This is a genomic window from Vibrio sp. B4-6, from assembly GCF_963888245.1.
In the GTDB taxonomy this organism is placed as follows: Bacteria; Pseudomonadota; Gammaproteobacteria; order Enterobacterales; family Vibrionaceae; genus Vibrio; species Vibrio anguillarum.
In genome coordinates this window covers 1-19992 of record NZ_CAWPIM010000022.1, presented here as the reverse complement: position 1 = coordinate 19992, position 19992 = coordinate 1, and the positions used below count along the sequence as shown (strand labels likewise).

Annotated in this window: 16 protein-coding genes; 4 read left to right on the top strand and 12 right to left on the bottom strand. The window is 43.9% G+C overall.

The features are described 5' to 3' along the window. Positions 1 to 173 precede the first annotated feature (173 nt). Positions 174 to 1040 carry an acetyl-CoA carboxylase, carboxyltransferase subunit beta gene (accD, locus tag AACV20_RS06860; protein WP_017045524.1) on the bottom strand — a complete coding sequence of 289 codons (867 nt, stop codon included), beginning with the start codon at positions 1038 to 1040 and terminating at the stop codon, positions 174 to 176. 106 nt (positions 1041 to 1146) lie between these two features. On the opposite strand from accD, the gene AACV20_RS06855 reads away from it, so the two are divergent. After that, a complete protein-coding gene (locus tag AACV20_RS06855) occupies positions 1147 to 2052 on the top strand; it encodes a LysR family transcriptional regulator (RefSeq protein ID WP_371319556.1) in 906 nt (301 codons plus the stop codon). A gap of 571 nt (positions 2053 to 2623) precedes the next feature. Here the strand turns inward: AACV20_RS06855 and glmS are convergent. Then, positions 2624 to 4456, bottom strand: coding sequence for a glutamine--fructose-6-phosphate transaminase (isomerizing) (gene glmS, locus AACV20_RS06850; protein WP_017045440.1), 1833 nt, complete (start codon positions 4454 to 4456; stop codon positions 2624 to 2626). Between the two features lie 87 nt (positions 4457 to 4543). Next, complete coding sequence (locus tag AACV20_RS06845; RefSeq protein WP_013857797.1) at positions 4544 to 5305, bottom strand: DeoR/GlpR family DNA-binding transcription regulator; 762 nt, start codon at positions 5303 to 5305, stop codon at positions 4544 to 4546. Between the two features lie 424 nt (positions 5306 to 5729). Here AACV20_RS06845 and pykF point away from each other — a divergent pair, with 424 nt between their 5' ends. Further along, entirely contained in the window at positions 5730 to 7142 is a 1413-nt protein-coding gene (gene pykF, locus AACV20_RS06840) for a pyruvate kinase PykF (RefSeq protein ID WP_026027602.1), read from the top strand. Positions 7143 to 7245: 103 nt separating this feature from the next. On the opposite strand, the gene AACV20_RS06835 is transcribed toward pykF, so the two are convergent. The 3 genes from AACV20_RS06835 to AACV20_RS06825 form a co-directional block, all read right to left on the bottom strand. Beyond that, positions 7246 to 9117 carry a sensor domain-containing diguanylate cyclase gene (locus AACV20_RS06835; protein ID WP_017049515.1) on the bottom strand — a complete coding sequence of 624 codons (1872 nt, stop codon included), beginning with the start codon at positions 9115 to 9117 and terminating at the stop codon, positions 7246 to 7248. A 165-nt stretch (positions 9118 to 9282) separates the two neighbouring features. Then, complete coding sequence (locus tag AACV20_RS06830) at positions 9283 to 9975, bottom strand: oxidative stress defense protein (RefSeq protein WP_047688193.1); 693 nt, start codon at positions 9973 to 9975, stop codon at positions 9283 to 9285. A 102-nt stretch (positions 9976 to 10077) separates the two neighbouring features. Then, complete coding sequence (locus tag AACV20_RS06825; protein ID WP_017045436.1) at positions 10078 to 10974, bottom strand: LysR family transcriptional regulator ArgP; 897 nt, start codon at positions 10972 to 10974, stop codon at positions 10078 to 10080. A gap of 122 nt (positions 10975 to 11096) precedes the next feature. Here AACV20_RS06825 and AACV20_RS06820 point away from each other — a divergent pair, with 122 nt between their 5' ends. Then, complete coding sequence (locus AACV20_RS06820) at positions 11097 to 11729, top strand: LysE/ArgO family amino acid transporter (protein WP_017047512.1); 633 nt, start codon at positions 11097 to 11099, stop codon at positions 11727 to 11729. Between the two features lie 74 nt (positions 11730 to 11803). On the opposite strand, the gene mscS is transcribed toward AACV20_RS06820, so the two are convergent. From mscS to AACV20_RS06795, 5 genes are all read right to left on the bottom strand, one after another. Beyond that, positions 11804 to 12730, bottom strand: a complete 927-nt coding sequence (mscS, locus tag AACV20_RS06815) for a small-conductance mechanosensitive channel MscS (RefSeq protein ID WP_170907025.1) — start codon at positions 12728 to 12730, stop codon at positions 11804 to 11806. Positions 12731 to 12963: 233 nt separating this feature from the next. Continuing rightward, positions 12964 to 14040 carry a class II fructose-bisphosphate aldolase gene (fbaA, locus tag AACV20_RS06810; protein WP_013857804.1) on the bottom strand — a complete coding sequence of 359 codons (1077 nt, stop codon included), beginning with the start codon at positions 14038 to 14040 and terminating at the stop codon, positions 12964 to 12966. 153 nt (positions 14041 to 14193) lie between these two features. Beyond that, on the bottom strand, positions 14194 to 15357 hold the full coding sequence (locus AACV20_RS06805; protein ID WP_026027969.1) for a phosphoglycerate kinase: 1164 nt from the start codon (positions 15355 to 15357) through the stop codon (positions 14194 to 14196). Positions 15358 to 15505: 148 nt separating this feature from the next. Then, positions 15506 to 16531, bottom strand: coding sequence for an erythrose-4-phosphate dehydrogenase (gene epd, locus AACV20_RS06800; RefSeq protein ID WP_170907154.1), 1026 nt, complete (start codon positions 16529 to 16531; stop codon positions 15506 to 15508). A 199-nt stretch (positions 16532 to 16730) separates the two neighbouring features. Beyond that, positions 16731 to 18686, bottom strand: coding sequence for a ligand-gated channel protein (locus tag AACV20_RS06795; protein ID WP_170907024.1), 1956 nt, complete (start codon positions 18684 to 18686; stop codon positions 16731 to 16733). A 143-nt stretch (positions 18687 to 18829) separates the two neighbouring features. Between AACV20_RS06795 and AACV20_RS06790 the strand changes: the two genes are divergently transcribed. Continuing rightward, positions 18830 to 19732: a LysR family transcriptional regulator gene (locus AACV20_RS06790; RefSeq protein ID WP_019282284.1), complete on the top strand. Its 903-nt coding sequence runs from the start codon at positions 18830 to 18832 to the stop codon at positions 19730 to 19732. A 63-nt stretch (positions 19733 to 19795) separates the two neighbouring features. Here AACV20_RS06790 and AACV20_RS06785 read toward each other — a convergent pair. Next, positions 19796 to 19992, bottom strand: a 197-nt coding sequence (locus tag AACV20_RS06785) for a transketolase-like TK C-terminal-containing protein (RefSeq protein WP_442712882.1), incomplete at its 5' end; no start/stop codon positions are given.

Sequence of the window (19992 nt, the reverse complement as noted above, 5' to 3'; positions counted from 1 at the left end):
ACTCCTTTTGAAGAAAACAAAGCTGAGTTTCGCATGTTGGATAGCACTATCAGGGGCGCTTTCAAATTAAAAATGGCTTACTCCCAACGCTCACAAAACTGATTCCCTCCCCTTTAAGGGGAGGGACAGAACGTTTATCAACTTCCGCTCTAGAGCATAACTGAGCCTATAAACTATACATCCAGTGGAATAGTGGTATTGGTCATTTTAGCGACCAGTCCACCAATTCGTTTGCGCATCTCACGTCTATCCACAATCATATCTAGAGCACCATGTTCTAAGAGGAATTCACTTTGCTGAAAGTCCTCTGGTAGTTTCTCTCGAACGGTTTGTTCAATAACTCGGCGTCCTGCAAATCCGATCCTTGCTTTCGGCTCACCAATGTTAATATCACCCAACATGGCGATACTTGCAGATACCCCCCCATAAGTTTGATCGGTCAGCACAGATATGTAGGGTAACTTAGCCATTGATAACTGATTCAAGGCAGCACTGGTTTTAGCCATCTGCATCAATGCGATGAGTGATTCTTGCATTCGAGCGCCCCCACAAGCAGAAAAGCATACCAATCCACAATTTGCATCAATAGCCGTATTAATAGCCTTAACGAAGCGTGCGCCTACCACTGCCCCCATTGAACCAGCCATAAAAGAGAATTCGAATGCACAGGCCACAATAGGTAAGCCCATTAGTTTTCCTTTCATTGCAATTAACGCATCTTTTTCTCCTGTACTTTTCTGGGCGAGAACAAGACGTTCCTTGTAGCGTTTTAGATCCTTAAAATTCAGCAAATCTTTCGGCTCATATTCACTGGCAATCTCAATTCGCTCTGCTTTATCCAAAAAGCTATCTAATCGGCGGCGAGCTGACATCCTCATATGGTGATCGCATTTTGGGCACACATCTAAATTTCCCTCGAGGGCTATACGGTACAAGATCTGGTCACAGGACGGACATTTAATCCATACTCCCTCGGGAATCGGCGCTTTATGTGTACTGATGATCTTCTTCTTATCTATTAACCTTTCTAACCAACTCATGGGATGCCTCACTAGGTAACTTAGTGAGGAACATTGTATAAGCCAACTTCTGGTAATAAAGTGGTTTAAATGGGTTTGATAATCCAACTTAATGGGATTAAATGAGATGCTTGATAAGATTGATCAGCAGTGGCTAAAAAGTTTTCACTGCGTTTATGAGAACAAAAGCTTTAAACGAGCCGCGGAATTTCTATCTTTACCGACATCAAATGTCAGTCGCCATATCGCTTTACTCGAAGAACGGCTAGATATAAGACTATTTGACAGAACCACACGCCGAATCGCTCCGACAGACGCAGGAGAACATCTTTACTTACGCACACAGCCGTTGCTAGACAAACTTAATGATGCTCTTGAGGAAGTGACACTGCACTCCCATGAAGTCATGGGTCAACTGAGAGTTTTGATGCCTGATGCACCAACTTTAGCCCAAGCAGTGGTTTCATTTTGTACTCAACATCCCTCAATTTCATTATGTTGCGATACGAGTCTTAGCCCTAAAGAGGATCTGTTTGATCGGTTTGACATCATTTTAAGTTTTCATAGAGGAAGGCTCGAAGACACTAATTGGGTCGCGAAGAAGGTTAAATGTTGGCCAAGTGCGGTGGTGGCATCTCCCAAACTCCTTCAGACTACGCGAAGACCTTTCCAGATTACCGATTTGAAACATGTTCCTTGTATAAGTAGTTTTACCGCGTTAAACGGGACACCGTGGGTCTTCAAAAACGCTAAAGGTGAGCTGACAACCCAAAAGGTAAAGTCTTCATTTAAAGTCAATAGTGGACATTTAGCTAAATTAGGCGCGTTAGCTGGTTTGGGGTTCGCGATATTGCCAACCGAATCTTGTCGTAATGAGATAGAGGTAGGTTCTCTGGAAATAATAAAAATGGAGTACGCGCCTGAAGATTTGGTTTTATATGTCTTTTACGCTTCCAGAAAACACTTGGCAAAAAAGGTCTCAATGTTTATTGAACACTTACAGTGCCACGCAAATTTAGATACAAGTATATAGGCAGAAGAACAATTTCCGTGAACAGCTTCGTCTAAACCACTTATTTAGAGTAGAGGATTTGCTAAGCGAATTGCTATGCAAAGTTAGGCTACTTAGCATACGCAGGGTGATTCACTACACTGGTAGAAAGGGCGCATCGGTTCTGAATGGTCAGTTATTAGGAAGAATCGGGCAATGTTCTGCGAAGGAAGAGCATCATTTTGTTACGCAAACTCGTAATGGGACAAAAACTGTTTTAGCAAACTGCATCCATTATAATAAATGGCTTACTCCCAACGCTCACAAAACTGATTTCCTCCCCTTCAAGGGGAGGGTTAGGGTGGGGTGAACACCCCCTCCTAGCCTCCCCCTAAAAGAGGAGGGTTAGGGTGGGGTGAACACCCCCTCCTAGCCTCCCCCTAAAAGAGGGAGGAACAAAAGCGTTATGAGCTTCTACTTTGAAGCATTAAGTGGCAGAAGCGGGTTTGTGCTGAATCGCTTGTTTACATCACTTGAGCTAAGTGTTTGAGCAAAGAAAAACGATGATACTTTATTTTACTCACACAACAATATGTGCTCTAACCACCTTGTATCACTCAACCGTTACGGCTTTGGCAAGGTTACGAGGTTGGTCGACATCCGTACCTTTGATTAAAGCAACATAATAAGAAAGAAGCTGCATTGGAATGGTGTAGTAGATCGGCGCGGTAATTTCACTCACGTGTGGCATGGTGATGATTTTCATTGTTTCATCAGCCGCAAAGCCAGCGTCTTGATCGGCAAACACATACAGCAAACCGCCACGAGCACGTACTTCTTCAATGTTAGATTTTAGCTTCTCTAACAGCTCGTTATTTGGCGCAACCACGACAACGGGCATATCAGCATCAATCAGTGCTAATGGGCCGTGCTTTAATTCGCCTGCCGCGTATGCTTCAGCATGAATGTAAGAGATTTCCTTCAGCTTTAATGACGCTTCAAGCGCGATAGGATAAAACTCACCACGGCCCAAGAATAGAGTGTGGTGTTTATCTGCGAAATCTTCAGCCAGTGCTTCAATCTGCTTTTCATAGGCAAGGGCTGCATTAATTTGTGCAGGCAGTGCATGCAGAGCTTCAACAATTTCCGCCTCTTTTTCTTTATTAATGCACTGCTTTTGTTTACCAAGAGCGGTCACTAACATTAGCAAGGTTGCAAGCTGAGTAGTGAAGGCTTTGGTTGACGCCACACCAATCTCTGTTCCAGCGCGAGTCATGAATGCAAAGTCAGATTCACGAACCAGCGAAGAACCCGCTACGTTACAAATAGTCATCGCGGCCATGTAACCTTTTTCTTTCGCCAAGCGCAAAGCGGCTAAGGTATCTGCCGTTTCACCGGATTGAGAAAGCGTGATCAACAAGCTATTTGGACGAGTCACAAATTTGCGATAGCGAAATTCAGAGGCAATTTCCACATCGCAACTCACGCCTGCCAATGCTTCAAACCAATAACGCGCTGTCATGCCTGCGTTGTACGACGTTCCGCAAGCGACGATTTGTACATGTTCCACTTGGCTAAGAATTTCGGCAGCGTTCACGCCAATGCTTTCTGTCACTACGCTGTCTTTGGTGATGCGGCCTTCCATGGTGTTAATCAATGCCGTTGGCTGTTCAAAGATCTCTTTTTGCATGAAATGACGATATTTACCTTTATCGCCAGCGTCGTGCTCTGCGTTAGATTCGCTAATTTCACGCGTCACCTGTTCGCCGTTTGCAGCAAAAACCGTCACATCGCGGCGCGTAACTTCCGCAACATCACCCTCTTCAAGATACATAAAGCGGCGTGTAACATTCAGCAAAGCTAATTGGTCTGAAGCTAAGAAATTCTCACCGACACCAAAACCGATCACGATCGGGCTACCAGAGCGAGCAACCACAACACGGCTTGGATCTTTGCGATCAAGTACCACAGTACCGTAAGCACCCTCGAGTTGTTTAACCGTTTTTTGCACCGCTTCAAGCAGTGAACTGGCCGTGCGCAGTTCCCACTCAACAAGGTGAGCAATCACTTCGGTATCGGTTTGCGATTCAAAAAGGTAGCCGCGTTCACGCAGAACGTCACGTAGCGTTTCATGGTTTTCGATAATGCCGTTATGCACAACCGCAATATCGCCCGACATGTGTGGGTGAGCATTAATTTCGGAAGGTTCACCGTGTGTCGCCCAGCGTGTGTGCGCGATGCCAGTGCCTCCGGCAACATGTTGTTTTTCGACTGCATCGGCTAGCTCTTGCACTTTGCCTAAACGACGAACGCGCGTTAATTGACTCGCACTATCCACCACAGCAACACCGGCTGAATCATAGCCGCGGTATTCCAAGCGGCGTAGTCCTTCCACTAAAATTTCAGCCACATCTCGTTGTGCTACTGCACCGACGATTCCACACATAAGGTTTTTACTCCATTTTAGATTTATGCTTCATCCCTAAAGCCGCAAGCGAAGGCCTTTATTTAGGAATGGTTGAATAGGGGTTAATTAGGCTCGGATCACTCGCACTTGGTGCGATTCAATCAATGCGGCATCTTGAACGGTTAGATCGTTATCGGTCACTAACACGTCGATATGCTCCCAAGCGAGCTCAAGGTTGGGAATTTTTCGGCCAACTTTGTCTGATTCGATCATCACGATCACTTCTCGTGAGACTTCGGCCATCACTTTGCTCAGGCCAATCAGTTCATTGAAGGTGGTGGTGCCACGTTCAAGATCAATACCGTCAGCGCCAATAAACAGTTGGTCAAAATCGTAAGAACGCAGTACCGATTCAGCCACTTTGCCCTGAAAGGACTCGGAATGGGTATCCCAAGTACCGCCCGTCATTAATAGTGTCGGTTCACTTTCTAGTTCATTAAGGGCATTCGCTACGTGCAATGAGTTGGTCATCACAACCAAACCGCGTTTATCATTCAGTTGCTGAATTAATGCTGCCGTAGTACTACCACAGTCAATAACGATGCGATTGTGGTCTCGAATTAACTTAGCCGCCGCCTTAGCCAGCTTTATCTTTCGATTCGAAACTTTAGGATTAAACTCATCATTGACCACCTCTTTAGGCAGTGCAATCGCACCACCGTAACGGCGTAAGAGTTGACCGTTTTTCTCTAAAGAGGCCAAATCCTTTCTAATCGTCACCTCTGAGGTTTCAAACTGAGCAGAGAGTGCATCAACACTGACCTCACCCTGTTCATTCACAAGGTTAGCGATGGTATGTCTTCTCAGTTGTGTATTTCGTTTCGACATTTATATTTTTCTTCAAGATTACGAATCGAAAGCAATATTAATCGAATCGAAACTTTATTGTCTATTTATTTCGATCTAAAAAATTAATAATTCACGCTAAAACCTTGTCCTAAGACAATTCTTAGGCAGTGATATTGAACTCATTAGGTGGTAGAATTCGCGCCGAAAAGAAAAAAAATTACAGAATTGACTGTTATTCTTTTGCAACTTAACCGATTTAAACTCAATAAGTGGCAAAATAACGCTATAAAATCGACAATGCTTGGTCATAAAATGACTAAACTGTTGAAAGACTTTCAGCTCTAATGTCACAAAATCACATCAATATTGTTGGGTAATAGATAAGAAAAATTGCCGCTTGTGATGACGCTAGAACACTCAACCAACTTCAAATTGTAATCATATTTACCGGAGAGAACCTTCCATGAAAAAGACCAAAATCGTATGTACGATTGGCCCTAAAACTGAATCTGTAGAGAAGCTTACTGAGCTAGTGAATGCTGGCATGAACGTTATGCGTTTGAACTTCTCTCACGGTGACTTCGTAGAACACGGCACTCGTATTGCGAACTTCCGTAAAGTAATGGAAAACACTGGTAAACAGCTTGCGATCCTTTTAGACACTAAAGGTCCTGAAATCCGCACCATCAAACTAGAAAATGGTGATGACGTTGATCTCGTGGCTGGCCAGGATTTCACTTTCACTACTGATGCAACCGTTGTAGGTAACAAAGATAAAGTTGCCGTGACTTACTTAGGTTTTGCTAAAGACCTTACTGTAGGTAACAAAATTTTGGTTGATGACGGCCTGATTGAAATGGAAGTGATTGCAACCACAGAAACTGAAGTGAAATGTAAAGTGCTGAACAACGGCGCGCTAGGTGAAAACAAAGGTGTTAACCTTCCTAACGTTTCAGTGAACCTTCCAGCTCTTTCTGAAAAAGATAAAGCAGACCTTAAATTTGGTTGCGAGCAAGGCGTTGATTTTGTTGCAGCTTCTTTCATTCGTAAAGCTGACGACGTACGTGAAATCCGCGAACTGCTAACAGCAAACGGCGGCGCAGATATCCAAATCATCTCTAAAATTGAAAACCAAGAAGGCGTTGATAACTTCGACGAAATTCTTGAGCTTTCTGACGGTATCATGGTTGCTCGTGGCGACCTAGGTGTTGAGATCCCTGCTGAAGAAGTTATCTTTGCACAGAAGATGATGATCGAAAAATGTAACCGCGCACGTAAAGTGGTTATCACAGCAACTCAAATGCTTGATTCAATGATCAAGAACCCACGTCCAACTCGCGCAGAAGCTGGCGACGTAGCCAACGCGGTAATGGATGGTACAGATGCAGTGATGCTTTCTGGCGAAACAGCAAAAGGTAAATACCCTGTTGAAGCGGTCACTATCATGGCGCAAATCTGTGCTCGTACAGACCGCGTTCTACAAGCTGAGTTGGGTTCTCGTTTAGACAGCCCACGCCTACGCATTACTGAAGCCGTATGTAAAGGTGCGGTAGATACTGCTGAGAAATTGGCGGCTCCACTTATCGTGGTCGCAACTGAAGCGGGTAAATCAGCTCGTTCAGTGCGTAAGTACTTCCCAACTGCGAACATCATTGCCGTAACCACTAACAAGAAAACGGCCGCTCAACTTGTTCTGACTAAAGGTGTAACACCGGTTGTTGTTGATACTATCGACAGCACTGATGCGTTCTACATCAATGGTAAAGAGATTGCACTGGCTTCTGGTCTAGGCAAGAAGGGTGACATCGTAGTGATGGTTTCTGGTGCACTTGTTGCCTCAGGTACAACCAACACAGCTTCTGTTCACGTTCTATAATAGAAACGTAAGCTAGAAACAGAAAAATCGGGGCTTGCCCCGATTTTTCTGTTTCCGCTATTTACGCTTTATTTGCCAAACCCATCACTCTTTGTGGTATGCCTTAAGCAAGATCATCACTGCTTTTACACAGTGAAATTCGATTTCGTCCTAAGGTTTTCGCCTCATATAAAGCAATGTCAGCACATTTATACGAGCGTTTACCATCTGCGGTTAAGTCAGTAAAACCAGCGCTGATGGTCACGGTAAGACTTTGCTCTACCTCTACTGCGACTCGTAAGCGGTTCAAGACAATCTCCGCCTCTTCGACAGAAGTGTGCGGCATAATAATCGCAAACTCTTCACCGCCAATACGTGCCAGAAAATCCGTGGCACGCAATGTTTGGCTCAAAATCTCACCAACTTTAATAATGACGCGATCACCTTCATCATGTCCTTGTTCATCATTCACTCGTTTAAAGTAATCAATATCAATTAAGACGAGGCAAACATGATGGCTTTCGGGATAACGTTGAATGATGTGCGTATGATGCTGCAATTCTGCTTCAAATTTACGCCGATTCCATAGCTGAGTTAACGCATCTTTTTCACTCAATTCTCGCAATCGGTTTTCTAAGACTTTGTACTGAGTAATATCGACTAAAGAGGTGATGTAATAACTGACTTTAGTCGCCTCTTTAATCGCTTGAATTCTCATGATGGCGGTTAGAGTCTCACCTTGTGTATTGACCATTTCTACTTCACCTTCCCAGAAATGTTGCTGCGATACCTCTTCAAGCACCTCGAGCATAAACTCCATACCATTTGGACTGAGCAGTAACTTTAATGCGTTACTGCCTTTTATCTCGTCAATAGTCAAACCTGTAATCTTTTCAAATTCGCCATTAACCATCATCACTTTGTGCTTTCTGTCTGAGATCATCACTGCAGACATACCATTCAAGGCCGCTCTTGCCAGTTTGCTTTCAATACTTCGATGATGGTAATGCAACGCCATGGAAACCATGGGAAGCGCAAAAATGAGTATAACGAAGAAGACAAAAAAAGCTTCTTTGATTAAATCGTTGACGTCACGCTTCGCTCGATGCTCTAGTTGCTCATCGGTGAGTTGAATCATCAAAAAAACAGGTTTCAGTGAAGCAAATTTAAGGGTTTTATAAACCGTAACCTTGCCATTTTCGAATACATAGCCAGAAGGAGTTGTCTGCATCTGCTGCCAAGTTTTCGGTAGCAGAAGTGCAAGATTCACGTATTGATTGGACGGTAATAAGTCTCCAAATAATTTGGTTTTATCGTTGGAAGACCAATAGAAACCTGAATCGCCGATAAGCTCAGGAGTTAATTGTGGATCACGGACATGATTTAAACGCGAGGATTGTGACCAAATATCAACATTGAGGACTAAATAGCCTTTTCGTTCCCCTAATACGGTAACTGGCGTGATCACACATAGCATCGGCTGTATAGCCGCAGCACTTCGAGCACTAGCCAATGCAATGCCCCATACACCCACTTCTCCCTCTGACAGGTTTTCTGCAAAGGCAATATAGCCATGATGTGACAGGTCTTGAAGATTTTTTGCACTAGAGGCTAAAGGGTTGTCCGCAGAATGATCAATACGGAGTCGCTCATGCCCAGATAAATCCAAAAGTGTAATCGAACTATACCATGTCTGCTTTTCAGCAACAGAAGACCATATATTTTCAAGATGCTGCCGGTTTATCTCTGAAGGAGAAAAAATAAATTCATACAAACTTTGGCTTCGACTAAGCAAATCAATAATGGAACCGACCTGAGCTTTCAACCCCCGATACTGTCGCTCACTTTCATTGAGTTGATCAAACGCCTCCGCTACCGTGTTTTGCGTTGCGTTGTCTTTCACTTCTTGGTAGCGCTGATAGTAATACCCAGTCACTATTGCGCTGAATAAGAAACAAATGATGAGAAGGATGCTGATTATTTTTGTGTATCTCATGACTTGTCTAAATATTAACCCTAAATAGTGATGAGCGGATTATAGCATCTTAAAAAATAGACAAAACAAAAAGCTACCGATTAATAATACAATCAATTTATGGAAGTAAAAGCTCGTTTTTATCCACTTTAAATTAACTAATTAATCAGTAGTTTAGGTAAGGGCTTAGTTGTTTAATTGATAGACTACGTCCACCCTATCGCGAATAATAAGCGTCGAGTCTTGGTAACTATTAGATTCAGATTTTGCATCCATTGCCATGGCACGCATCATAATCGGCTGCACGCTGGGCGAGTTGTAGTCTATCTGCCACACATCACCTAATTTCAACTTAAATCCTTCCGCCAATGATAGCGCTTTGATATTCGCATCTTGAATCGCCGCTAGCCGAGCTTGTTGCTGGTATTGCTCTTGATTCCGAACTTTAAGTTGAATATTGTCGACTTGGTTAATGCCCTCACCGAGCGCTACATCAAGGTATTGATTAAGCTGGCTTAAATCTTCAACCTCAACCGTGACACTTCTTGTTGCTTGATAACCCACTAACTCAGGCTTGCCGGACTTAGGGTAGTGATATTGAGGGGCAAGGTAGAGATTTGAACTCGATATTTGTTGGGAAGTCACACCGGATTCTTTCAAACGCGCCACAAATGCTTCTACCACTTTGTCGACCGCTCTTTTTGCCTGCTCCGCCGTCAGCGTCGATTCAACCACTTTAACTGAAAACTCAGCCATATCAGGTGCCGCAACGACTTCACCATAACCTGTCGTTGAAAGATGAGGAAAATTCATTTCCTGCGCCATAGAACCAAAACTGAGCAATCCAGATAATAGCGTTACACTTGTCATTAATTTCATGGGAGTTACCTTACTCAAATGGGTGAATACATCATAGGCGATACTCTATATAAGCACAGTTAATAGCTTATGAAATGACACAACTTTGACGTTGAACTTTTGTCATTGCGGCAACACTTGGCGAGCATATTGAACGATGGCCTGAGAAATTTCCTGTAATATTCCCGTTTCTAACTGCCAATGATGCCAATAAATACGGTTGGTTAAAATGAACCCTGGTGTAATGTCGGTAAGCGTGCCTATTTCGAGCTCTTGTGCTATCTGTAAGCGGGGGATCAAACAATACGCCGCACCGGATAGGGCTAATTTAACAAAAGCTTCTGAACTACCCACGGTATGGTTTATGACGGCATCTCTTGGCACATTGAAGTGATCATGCAAATATTTTTTATGCAGATCATCATACTGATCATACGATACCGCTGGTGCTTTTTTTAAAGTATGAAAGTTCACACCTTGAGAGAAATAACGCTGATAAAACTCTGGGCTGGCAACACACACATAGTCCATTCTGCCTAAGTAGTCAGCATGACAACCAGGAATGGCTTGCGATTCTAAGCTTATTGCGCCAGCTACTTCGCCATTTTTAATTTTTTCGATCGTACGTGACTCACCGAAAACCGTCAGGTTCAACTCAACTTGCCGCGTTTTCATCGTATTCGATAACGCAGGAAGTAACCAAGTAGCCAAACTGTCCGCATTAGTGGCAATAGCTATTGAAACAGGCCGCGTATTCTCCTCATTCATCAATTCAGGCACCAGTTCATTTTCAAGCAAACACACCCTACGATACAACCCTAGCAATTTTTTTCCCACCAGCGTTGGCCTTGGTGGCTGCTCTCGAATCAGGACCGGTTGGGCGATAAATCTCTCTAGTTGCTTGATTCTTTGAGAAATAGCCGATTGTGAAATATAGAGATTTTCAGCGGCTCGTTCAAAGCTTCCTTGTTGCAGTACCGCATCTAATGCCTCAATCCATTTGTAATCTAGCCCTCTCATCCTAGGCTCCTTTTTATGGTTATTAGTATTACTAATATAATATTAAAATCATTAATTATACTTATTTTTATACTCTCGCTATTGTGCGCTCACTGTATTGAACTATTACGATGAGGTGAGCTGTGAATGTGTGGATTTTGCTACAAGGTTTTGGATTAGGTGCAACGATGATTATTCCTATTGGTGCACAAAATGCCTATGTGCTAAACCAAGGAATTAAGCGCAATCACCACTTAACGACGGCGACCATCTGTAGTCTACTGGATGTGATTTTTATTTCTCTGGGTATATTTGGTGGCGGTGCCCTACTCTCAAGTAACGAAATCTTACTGACCTCGGTTACCTTAGGCGGTGTTGCTTTTCTCTCATTTTATGGATTTATTTCTTTAAGGAGTGCCTTCACTTCAACAAGCACTAATGAATCGGATGGCGAAGTGATCGCACGTGGTAAACGAACGGTTATTTTGGGCGCGTTAGCCGTTACTGTGCTTAACCCACATTTATACTTAGATACGGTTGTGATTTTGGGATCGATTGGTGGTCAGTTTGAAGGCCATGATCGCATCGCGTTTGCGCTAGGAACCATGATGGCCTCTTTTGTATGGTTTTATTCTTTATCAATTGGTGCTGCGAAACTGGGGCCGACGCTCTCAAAGCCTAACGTGAAGAAAGGAATAGACATGGCCGTGGCTGCAATGATGTTTAGCATCGCCTTTATCCTTGCAAAAGGGCTGGCAATTCAATATCTGGTGTAAGTGTATAACCAACAAAAAGAAAGGGCATGAACTGAATAATCATTTCATGCCCTTTTCACTTGATTGAAAATGAATTAATTCAGTTTATTCAAATGAACATCCATTTGTGGGAATGGGATCTCAATACCTTCTTTATCCAACTCTTCTTTGATGGCTTGCAACAAATCAAAATAAACAGCCCAATAATCGGCCGTTTTCACCCAAGGGCGAACCACAAAATTGACTGAAGACTCAGCCAAAGCAACGACACCAATCGTTGGCGCTGGATCTTGCAACAAACGAGGCTCTGCCGCGACTACTTTAGCCAGCACTTCTTTGGTCTTTTGCAGATTGGACTTATAAGAAACACCAATCACCAAATCAATACGACGAGTGTCATGGCGTGAATAGTTAACAATTGGGCCACTGATGATTGAACCATTAGGCACAATCACCATTTTATTGTCAGGCGTGCGCAGTACTGTTGAAAAAATTTGAATCGATTCAACCGATCCAGCAGTACCACTCACTTCGACGTAATCACCGGATTTGAATGGACGGAATGCCACAATCAAAACGCCCGCAGCGAAGTTTGATAGCGAGCCTTGTAGCGCTAAACCAACCGCCAATCCAGCCGCACCGATAATGGCCACAACAGAAGCGGTTTGCACACCAATGCGACCTAAAGCGGCAATTAATACCACCACAAATAGCGTATAACGGACTAGACCATGAACAAACTCAACAACTGCTTTGTCCATGTCTTTCTTTTTCAGAGCCTTGGCAACACTTCCAGCGACAGCTTTAACAACAATGTTACCGATAAATAGGATCAGAATAGCGGAAATAATATTGACGCCGTATTGTATCAAAAGATCTGAATTATTGGTCAGCCAAGTATTGGCTTGCGCTAAACCATCGACTAATGGAGCTTCGATGCCCATTGATTCACCTGACATATTGCATTTCCTCTTTATAAAATCATTTTGAATGTTGTTGTTACCACTGAACATCAAAGACAAAAAACGACTGACACCAGAGTGTCAGTTTTTTGGCACAATATCTCACTTTGGTTATGTTGCAAAGTCAGTTTTATGTAAACACTGACAAAACAAATAGTTACTTGGAAGCATTGATATGAGCTTGTTAGAGGTTAAGCAATATTTTAACAATCCGCCAGTCATTTTGTCTGAATCTCGGCCATAAAAAAACCCGCTCATTGAGCGGGTTCATCACTTAGTCCAGATAAATGAACTTATAGTACGTCGATCGCATTAAGGTCAGCGAAGGCTTTCTCTAAACGAGCAACCATCGATGCTTGACCAGCACGTAGCCATACGCGTGGATCGTAGTATTTCTTGTTTGGCGCAGATTCACCCGTAGGGTTACCAATTTGACCTTGTAGGTAATCATGGTTTTCAGCTTCGTACTGACGAATACCGTCCCAAGTTGCCCACTGAGTATCAGTATCGATGTTCATTTTGATAACACCATAGCTGATTGACTCTTTGATCTCGGCTTCAGAAGAACCAGAACCACCGTGGAATACGAAGTTTAGAGAGTTCGCTGGAAGGCCAAATTTCTCAGAAACATACGCTTGTGAATCACGTAGGATAGTTGGAGTCAGTACCACGTTACCCGCTTGGTAAACACCGTGTACGTTACCGAAAGAAGCTGCGATAGTGAAACGGTGGCTCACTGCGCTCAATTTCTCGTAAGCGTAAGCTACGTCTTCAGGAGAAGTGTACAGCTCAGATGAATCCATGTCTGAGTTGTCAACGCCATCTTCTTCGCCACCAGTACAACCTAGTTCGATCTCGATAGTCATACCCATTTTAGCCATACGCTCTAGGTATTTCGCACAAGTTTCAACGTTCTCTTCTAGAGACTCTTCAGAAAGGTCTAGCATATGAGAAGAGAATAGAGGCTTACCAGTTTGAGCGAAGAACTCTTCGCCTGCGTCTAGTAGACCGTCGATCCAAGGAAGTAGTTTCTTCGCAGCGTGGTCAGTGTGAAGAATAACCGGCACACCGTAAGTTTCTGCTACAGCGTGAACGTATTTCGCGCCAGCAACTGCACCTAGGATTTGTGCACCTTGACCAGCAAGTTTAACGCCTTTACCAGCAAAGAAAGCCGCGCCACCGTTAGAGAACTGAACAACCACTGGCGCTTTAACTTTAGATGCAGCTTCAAGTACCGCATTGATTGAGTCAGTGTTTACTACGTTTACTGCTGGAAGTGCAAAGTTATTTTGTTTTGCAACTTCAAATACTTTCTGTACGTCATCGCCAGAAATTACGCCTGGTTTTACGAAATCGAAGATCTTAGACATTGATTTGATCCTATTTTTTCTATCGTTTTAAAAATAAAACAGTTAAGTTTAAATTCTTGCAAACGTTTGCTCACAACTGGCGTCATTCTATCAGAATAAAAACACACGTGCAGCAAACAAGAAAGCGGGAATCACTCCCGCTTTCATTAGTCATTAAGCTTTCGCGCGTGCTTCTAGCATTTCAACCGCTGGTAGTACTTTACCTTCAACAAACTCAAGGAATGCACCGCCGCCAGTAGAGATGTAAGAGACATCCGCTTTGATACCGAACTTGTCGATTGCCGCTAGTGTGTCACCACCACCAGCCACTGAGAAACCTGCAGATTTCGCAATCGCTTCAGAGATACCTTTTGTACCTGCTTCGAAGTTTTTGAATTCAAATACGCCAACAGGACCGTTCCATAGAATGGTTTTTGCGTTAGCAATGATTTCAGCCAGTTGTGCGGTTGAGTCTGGACCTAGGTCGAAAATCATATCGTCATCTTGAACATCCGCCACGTTTTTGATTTCCGCTTCTGCGTTTTCATCAAAGGCTTTTGCACAAGCAACATCTGTTGCTACTGGAATAGAACACTCTTTCATCAACTTTTTAGCCGTTTCAAGCAAGTCTGCTTCATATAGAGACTTACCTACGTTGTGGCCTGCTGCTGCGATGAAAGTGTTAGCAATACCACCGCCAACAACCAGTTGGTCAGCAATTTTAGATAGCGATTCTAGAACCGTTAGTTTAGTAGACACTTTTGAGCCACCAACGATAGCCACTAATGGACGCTCTGGGTTATCCATGGCTTTGCCTAGTGCTTCAAGTTCTGCTGCCAATAGTGGACCAGCACAAGCGATAGGTGCTTGCATACCAATGCCGTGAGTTGAGGCTTGTGCACGGTGAGCCGTACCAAATGCATCCATCACAAATACGTCACAAAGAGCGGCGTACTTTTTAGATAGTTCTTCTTCGTTCTTTTTCTCGCCTTTGTTAAAGCGAACGTTTTCTAGAACAACAAGCTCACCTGCGTTTAGCTCTAGGCCATCTAGGTAATCTTTTGCCAGTTTTACTTCGCAATCTAGCGCGTCGTTCAGGTAATTAACCACTGGTAGTAGAGAGAACTCTTCCGCGTATTCGCCTTCAGTTGGACGACCTAGGTGAGAAGTAACCATCACTTTAGCGCCCGCCGCTAGGCAGTGCTGAATTGTTGGTAGCGATGCAAGAATACGTGCATCAGAAGTTACTTTGCCATCTTTCACTGGTACGTTTAGGTCAGCACGGATAAATACGCGTTTACCTGCTAGGTCCAGGTCGGTCATCTTGATTACAGACATGGTTTGTCCTCTCAAATATTAATAAATAAAGTTTTTGGAAACCCGGCAACCTTGCCGAGCCTATAAATTCTTCAAACTGGTTATCGATATGGAGATTTGAGTTATTTATTTCAAGCCTGAAAATAAATAAATCTCCATCATCCTGCTACTACTCGGATGCTTGCATTGCGAGTGCCGTATCCAGCATGCGATTCGCAAAGCCCCATTCGTTATCACACCAAACGAGCATTTTAACAAGCTGCCCGTTGCTCACTCTTGTTTGTGAACCATCAACAATCGCACTATGGGGATCGTGGTTAAAATCGATGGAAACAAGCGGAGCTTCAGTATAGTCAACAATGCCACGTAATGTACACTGAGATGCGTTAACAATGGTTTGATTTACGTCATTAACTTTCACATTCGTATTAATTGTGACACTCAAATCCATCGCTGTGACATTAACTGTCGGTACGCGCACTGATATCGCTTCAAATTTGTTAGAAAATTTCGGAAAGATCCTTTCAATTCCTTTATGCAACTTGGTGTCTACTGGAATGATGGATTGGCTTGCAGAACGTGTTCGACGCAAATCGGTGTGGTAGGCATCAATCACTTGTTGATCATTCATTGACGAGTGAATGGTGGTAATGGTTCCTGAATCGATACCAAACGCTTCATCAAGCACTTTAATAATCGGTACAATGCAGTTGGTGGTACAGGATCCGTTCGACACAATGCGATGTTCTGCGGTTAGCGTCTCATGGTTGACCCCATAAATGATTGTATTATCCAGATCATGTGAGCCGGGATGTGAAAAGAGTACCTTCTTTGCGCCTGCCTCAATGTGCTCCAAACCATCGGCTTTTGAGCCGTACACACCCGTGCAGTCGAGCACAATATCAACGCCTAAATCGCGCCATGGCAGAAGTTTGATTTCACTAAGGTGCAAAATTCGAATCGAGTCATACTCATCCAGCCCATGATGAACATAGATATGCTCTTGATCATTGGTGATCCTTTTACCAAATCGACCATGAGTAGTGTCGTATTGCAGTAGGTGCGCCATCGCATCAGGTAGCGCCAGCTCATTCACCGCTACCACTTTTATCTGCTGACTTTTTCCACTTTCATATATCGCACGCAGCACGTTGCGCCCGATACGCCCAAAACCATTGATCGCGACTTTAAGCATCATTCCATCGTCTTAACTTTTTTCGTGGTACAGATAGTAACCGATAGCGACCAAGAGCAACACCCCAAGCCATCAGTTGTCGCAAAAGATTCTGTTTCTAAACGGACTCAAGGTACAAGCAATGGAGGCTACGACAAGAAAGATGACCATAAAAAATGGCTCACCAAACGGGAGCCATTTCATTTGCGGTATTGATGGTTTAAAAGTTAACGTCAATACCTAACCAATAACGACGTCCATCTTCTACATAGCCATATTCTTGGTATGAAATTTCTTCATCGAGTAGATTGTAAATCGCACCTTTCAAGCTTACTTGAGAAGAAAGCGCGTAAGTTATGCCAGTATCGATGAACTGATAAGCTGGCTCAATCAAGCTGCTACGAGAAGGACCAGTGACTGGGTTGCTCTCTTTTCCACGATAAGTCAGCTTCAACCAACTGCTCAAGTTGTCAGTCGCTTGCCAATCAATATCAGCGCTGAAGCGATGTTCAGGTTGTTGCTCAAGTGGCATACCTTGATATTTTCCGGTTTTTTGCTCTGAGTCAGTAAAGGTATAGCTCGCGTTGAAATAAACCGTTTCAGTGATAGGTAAACCGAGCGTACTTTCGACCCCACGCGTGTACGCTTCATCAACGTTCACTCGATAAGTGGGATCAGAACCCCACTCGTTCGGGCCTGCAGTACAGACGTTGCTTGGGCACACAACACGGGTAATTTTGTCTTTGAAATCATTATGGAAGAAAGTCAAACTCGCGTTAAGACCCTCTCCATTTTGGTACATCAACCCCAACTCTTTGTTAATCGAGGTTTCAGGTTTTAAGTCTGGATTACCGTAAATATTACCACCTTGACTCACCTGCGCCCAATTTGGCGTGACTTCTCTGAGCTGCGGTGAACGGAAACCCGTTGCCACGCCACCTTTCAGAATCCACGCTGGATTGATGGTCCACACGCCATACGCTCTTGGGCTAAAATGAGAACCATAATTTTCATCGTGGTCAACACGGCCACCTAAGGTTAGGTTAAACGACTCGGTCATGCGCCACTCGTCTTCAACAAACGCCGCCCATTGAGTGCTTTCAATCTGAGTTAAATCAGAGGCTTTATTTGAGGTGAAATCTTCTAACTTTGAATGTGAAGCCTCAATGCCTACGGTTGCTGTATTGTTAGTCAATGGCACCACTAAGCTTGATTTAGCCACCGTATTGATGATCTCCATCTCACGGCTTTTATTGTTACTTACTTCACGTTGGACATAAGTATCCGACACACCATAGTCGCCCCAATCCCCTTGGTGAGAAAGGGAAATATAGGTTCTACGGTATTCGTTTAAGCTGTCTTCGCACCCACCTTTACAACCTGTCGTTGGCACGGATAACCCTACATTGCCTCGGCGATCTTGTGCGGAAGTACCCACTTCAAAAGTCAGATCATGCTGCTCATTAAGTTGGTAGTTCAACTTTGAAGTTAAACTTTTTAAGCTTTTGTCTTGGTAGCCACGTTCAATCTTATCTTCATCGCGCTCGGTGCTCTGTCCATAAACTTGCAGAGAAAGATTGTCGGCCAGTGGCCCTGTCAGGAAAAAGTTGACGCTGTTCTGATCGCCAGAATCGCGATTTTCTTGGAAAACCGTATCCAACTGAACACTGCCTGACCACTCTTGATTATCTTTTCGTGTGATGATATTGATCACACCACCAATGGCATCTGAGCCATATAAAGTCGACATTGGGCCACGAATTACTTCAATTCGTTCAATGGCTTGCAGTGGTGGCATCCATCCCTGCTCAATACCTGGGCCATCACTATTTGGTCGAGTTTGACGTGAAGATTGACGCTTACCATCGACTAACATCAAGGTGTAGTTTGAACTCATACCGCGCAAGCTGATGTCTGTTTTATCACCACCGCCAGTCACCAACACGCCCGGCACACTGCGCAGTGCATCGGTTACATCACGATAATAACGTGATTGCAACTCTTCTCGTGTAATCACACTGATACTCGCTGGAGCCTGCGCTTGTGTTTGTTCAAAACCAGCCGCCGTCACCACTAATTTCTCATAAGATTGAATTTCTTCAGCGAACACGTGTGATGAGGTGAATAACCCGAGCGCCGCAGTAATTGCAACATTCAGCGGATTGAGTCTGGACATGTACCCCCCCTTTAAATGATAATGATTATTAATTTCAGGAGTGGATTATTCATAATTTTGATGATTGAGATAGATAGACAGATGGAATGGTCGATACCGAATATGGAACACAGTGATGATTAGATTAAAAGGCCATTTTACTTATGCATGATTTCAGTGCGATCAAAGCTTTCCATGCTCTCTGTCAATACAAAAGCCTGACTGCGGCGGCGAAAGCGCTGGAACAGCCTAAGTCCACCCTCAGTCGACGTTTGGCGTCTTTGGAAAACGATCTCGGACAAGCCTTAATTGCTCGGCAAGGCAACCGTCTAACTTTGACTAAAGCTGGGCAAGTTTTTGCAGTTTATACAGAACAACTGCTTGAATTAGCAGAAAAAAGCCATGAAGCACTGCAAGAGTTTAATAACCAAATCAGCGGTGAAATGACCTTGGTGGTTCATCCGAACTTAATTCGTGGCTGGTTGAGCAATGTATTGGATGAATTCATGCAAACCCACACCGAAATCAACATTCGACTCTACAGCCAATATGTGGCAGAAGAGTCGCATCTTGAGCCTGATTTACTGATTTGGATTGGCCCGTTTGCTCAACAAGGCTGGAGACGTGAATTGCTCGGCCATTGGCAATATTCACCTTATGCGTCGCCACACTATCTTGCCAATAACGACATGCCAGAGCATCCACAGGATCTAGTCAAACATCCTTGGATTGATTTTATCGCTTTTCGCCAAGAAGCCTTGGCTCTCATCCATCCTATTCACGGCAGCTATCTTTTACCTGCGCTCACAAGCCGCTTGCAGAGTGATAATTTAGCTATGCAAGCGGATGCGATAGCCAAAGGAAGAGGCATCGGCTTACTGCCGACATGGTTTGCCAAAGGCTTTGAACAAGCGCACCCAAACAGTGTGCAAGCATGTTTGCCAGAATGGTTGTCGCCACCCACTGAAATTAGTTGTCATTATCCAGCAGGCAGACATCCGCTCAAACTGCGTCTGTTTATCGACGCGCTACGTCAAGCCTGTCCTGAGGAATGGAAAGCACCATAAACATCAAGATCAAAAAAGCCCAGCGAATGACTCGCTGGGCTTTTGCATTAAAAATAAGAAGACTTAAGCAAGCAGTTCTTGTGCTTGTTTCACCACGTTTTCAGTTGTAAAGCCGAACATGTTGAACAATTGCTCCGCCGGTGCTGACTCACCAAAGGTAGTCATACCGATGATCTTGCCGCCAAAACCCACGTACTTGTACCAGAAATCCGCGATACCTGCTTCAATTGCAATACGCTTAGTCACGGCTGCTGGTAGTA

Excerpts from the sequence above, each read along its gene's own strand:
- accD (WP_017045524.1), bottom strand. The coding sequence starts at position 1,040 with ATGAGTTGGTTAGAAAGGTTAATAGATAAGAAGAAGATCATCAGTACA.
- AACV20_RS06855 (WP_371319556.1), top strand. The coding sequence starts at position 1,147 with ATGCTTGATAAGATTGATCAGCAGTGGCTAAAAAGTTTTCACTGCGTT.
- glmS (WP_017045440.1), bottom strand. The coding sequence starts at position 4,456 with ATGTGTGGAATCGTCGGTGCAGTAGCACAACGAGATGTGGCTGAAATT.
- AACV20_RS06845 (WP_013857797.1), bottom strand. The coding sequence starts at position 5,305 with ATGTCGAAACGAAATACACAACTGAGAAGACATACCATCGCTAACCTT.
- pykF (WP_026027602.1), top strand. The coding sequence starts at position 5,730 with ATGAAAAAGACCAAAATCGTATGTACGATTGGCCCTAAAACTGAATCT.
- AACV20_RS06835 (WP_017049515.1), bottom strand. The coding sequence starts at position 9,117 with ATGAGATACACAAAAATAATCAGCATCCTTCTCATCATTTGTTTCTTA.
- AACV20_RS06830 (WP_047688193.1), bottom strand. The coding sequence starts at position 9,975 with ATGAAATTAATGACAAGTGTAACGCTATTATCTGGATTGCTCAGTTTT.
- AACV20_RS06825 (WP_017045436.1), bottom strand. The coding sequence starts at position 10,974 with ATGAGAGGGCTAGATTACAAATGGATTGAGGCATTAGATGCGGTACTG.
- fbaA (WP_013857804.1), bottom strand. The coding sequence starts at position 14,040 with ATGTCTAAGATCTTCGATTTCGTAAAACCAGGCGTAATTTCTGGCGAT.
- AACV20_RS06805 (WP_026027969.1), bottom strand. The coding sequence starts at position 15,357 with ATGTCTGTAATCAAGATGACCGACCTGGACCTAGCAGGTAAACGCGTA.
- epd (WP_170907154.1), bottom strand. The coding sequence starts at position 16,531 with ATGCTTAAAGTCGCGATCAATGGTTTTGGGCGTATCGGGCGCAACGTG.
- AACV20_RS06795 (WP_170907024.1), bottom strand. The coding sequence starts at position 18,686 with ATGTCCAGACTCAATCCGCTGAATGTTGCAATTACTGCGGCGCTCGGG.
- AACV20_RS06790 (WP_019282284.1), top strand. The coding sequence starts at position 18,830 with ATGCATGATTTCAGTGCGATCAAAGCTTTCCATGCTCTCTGTCAATAC.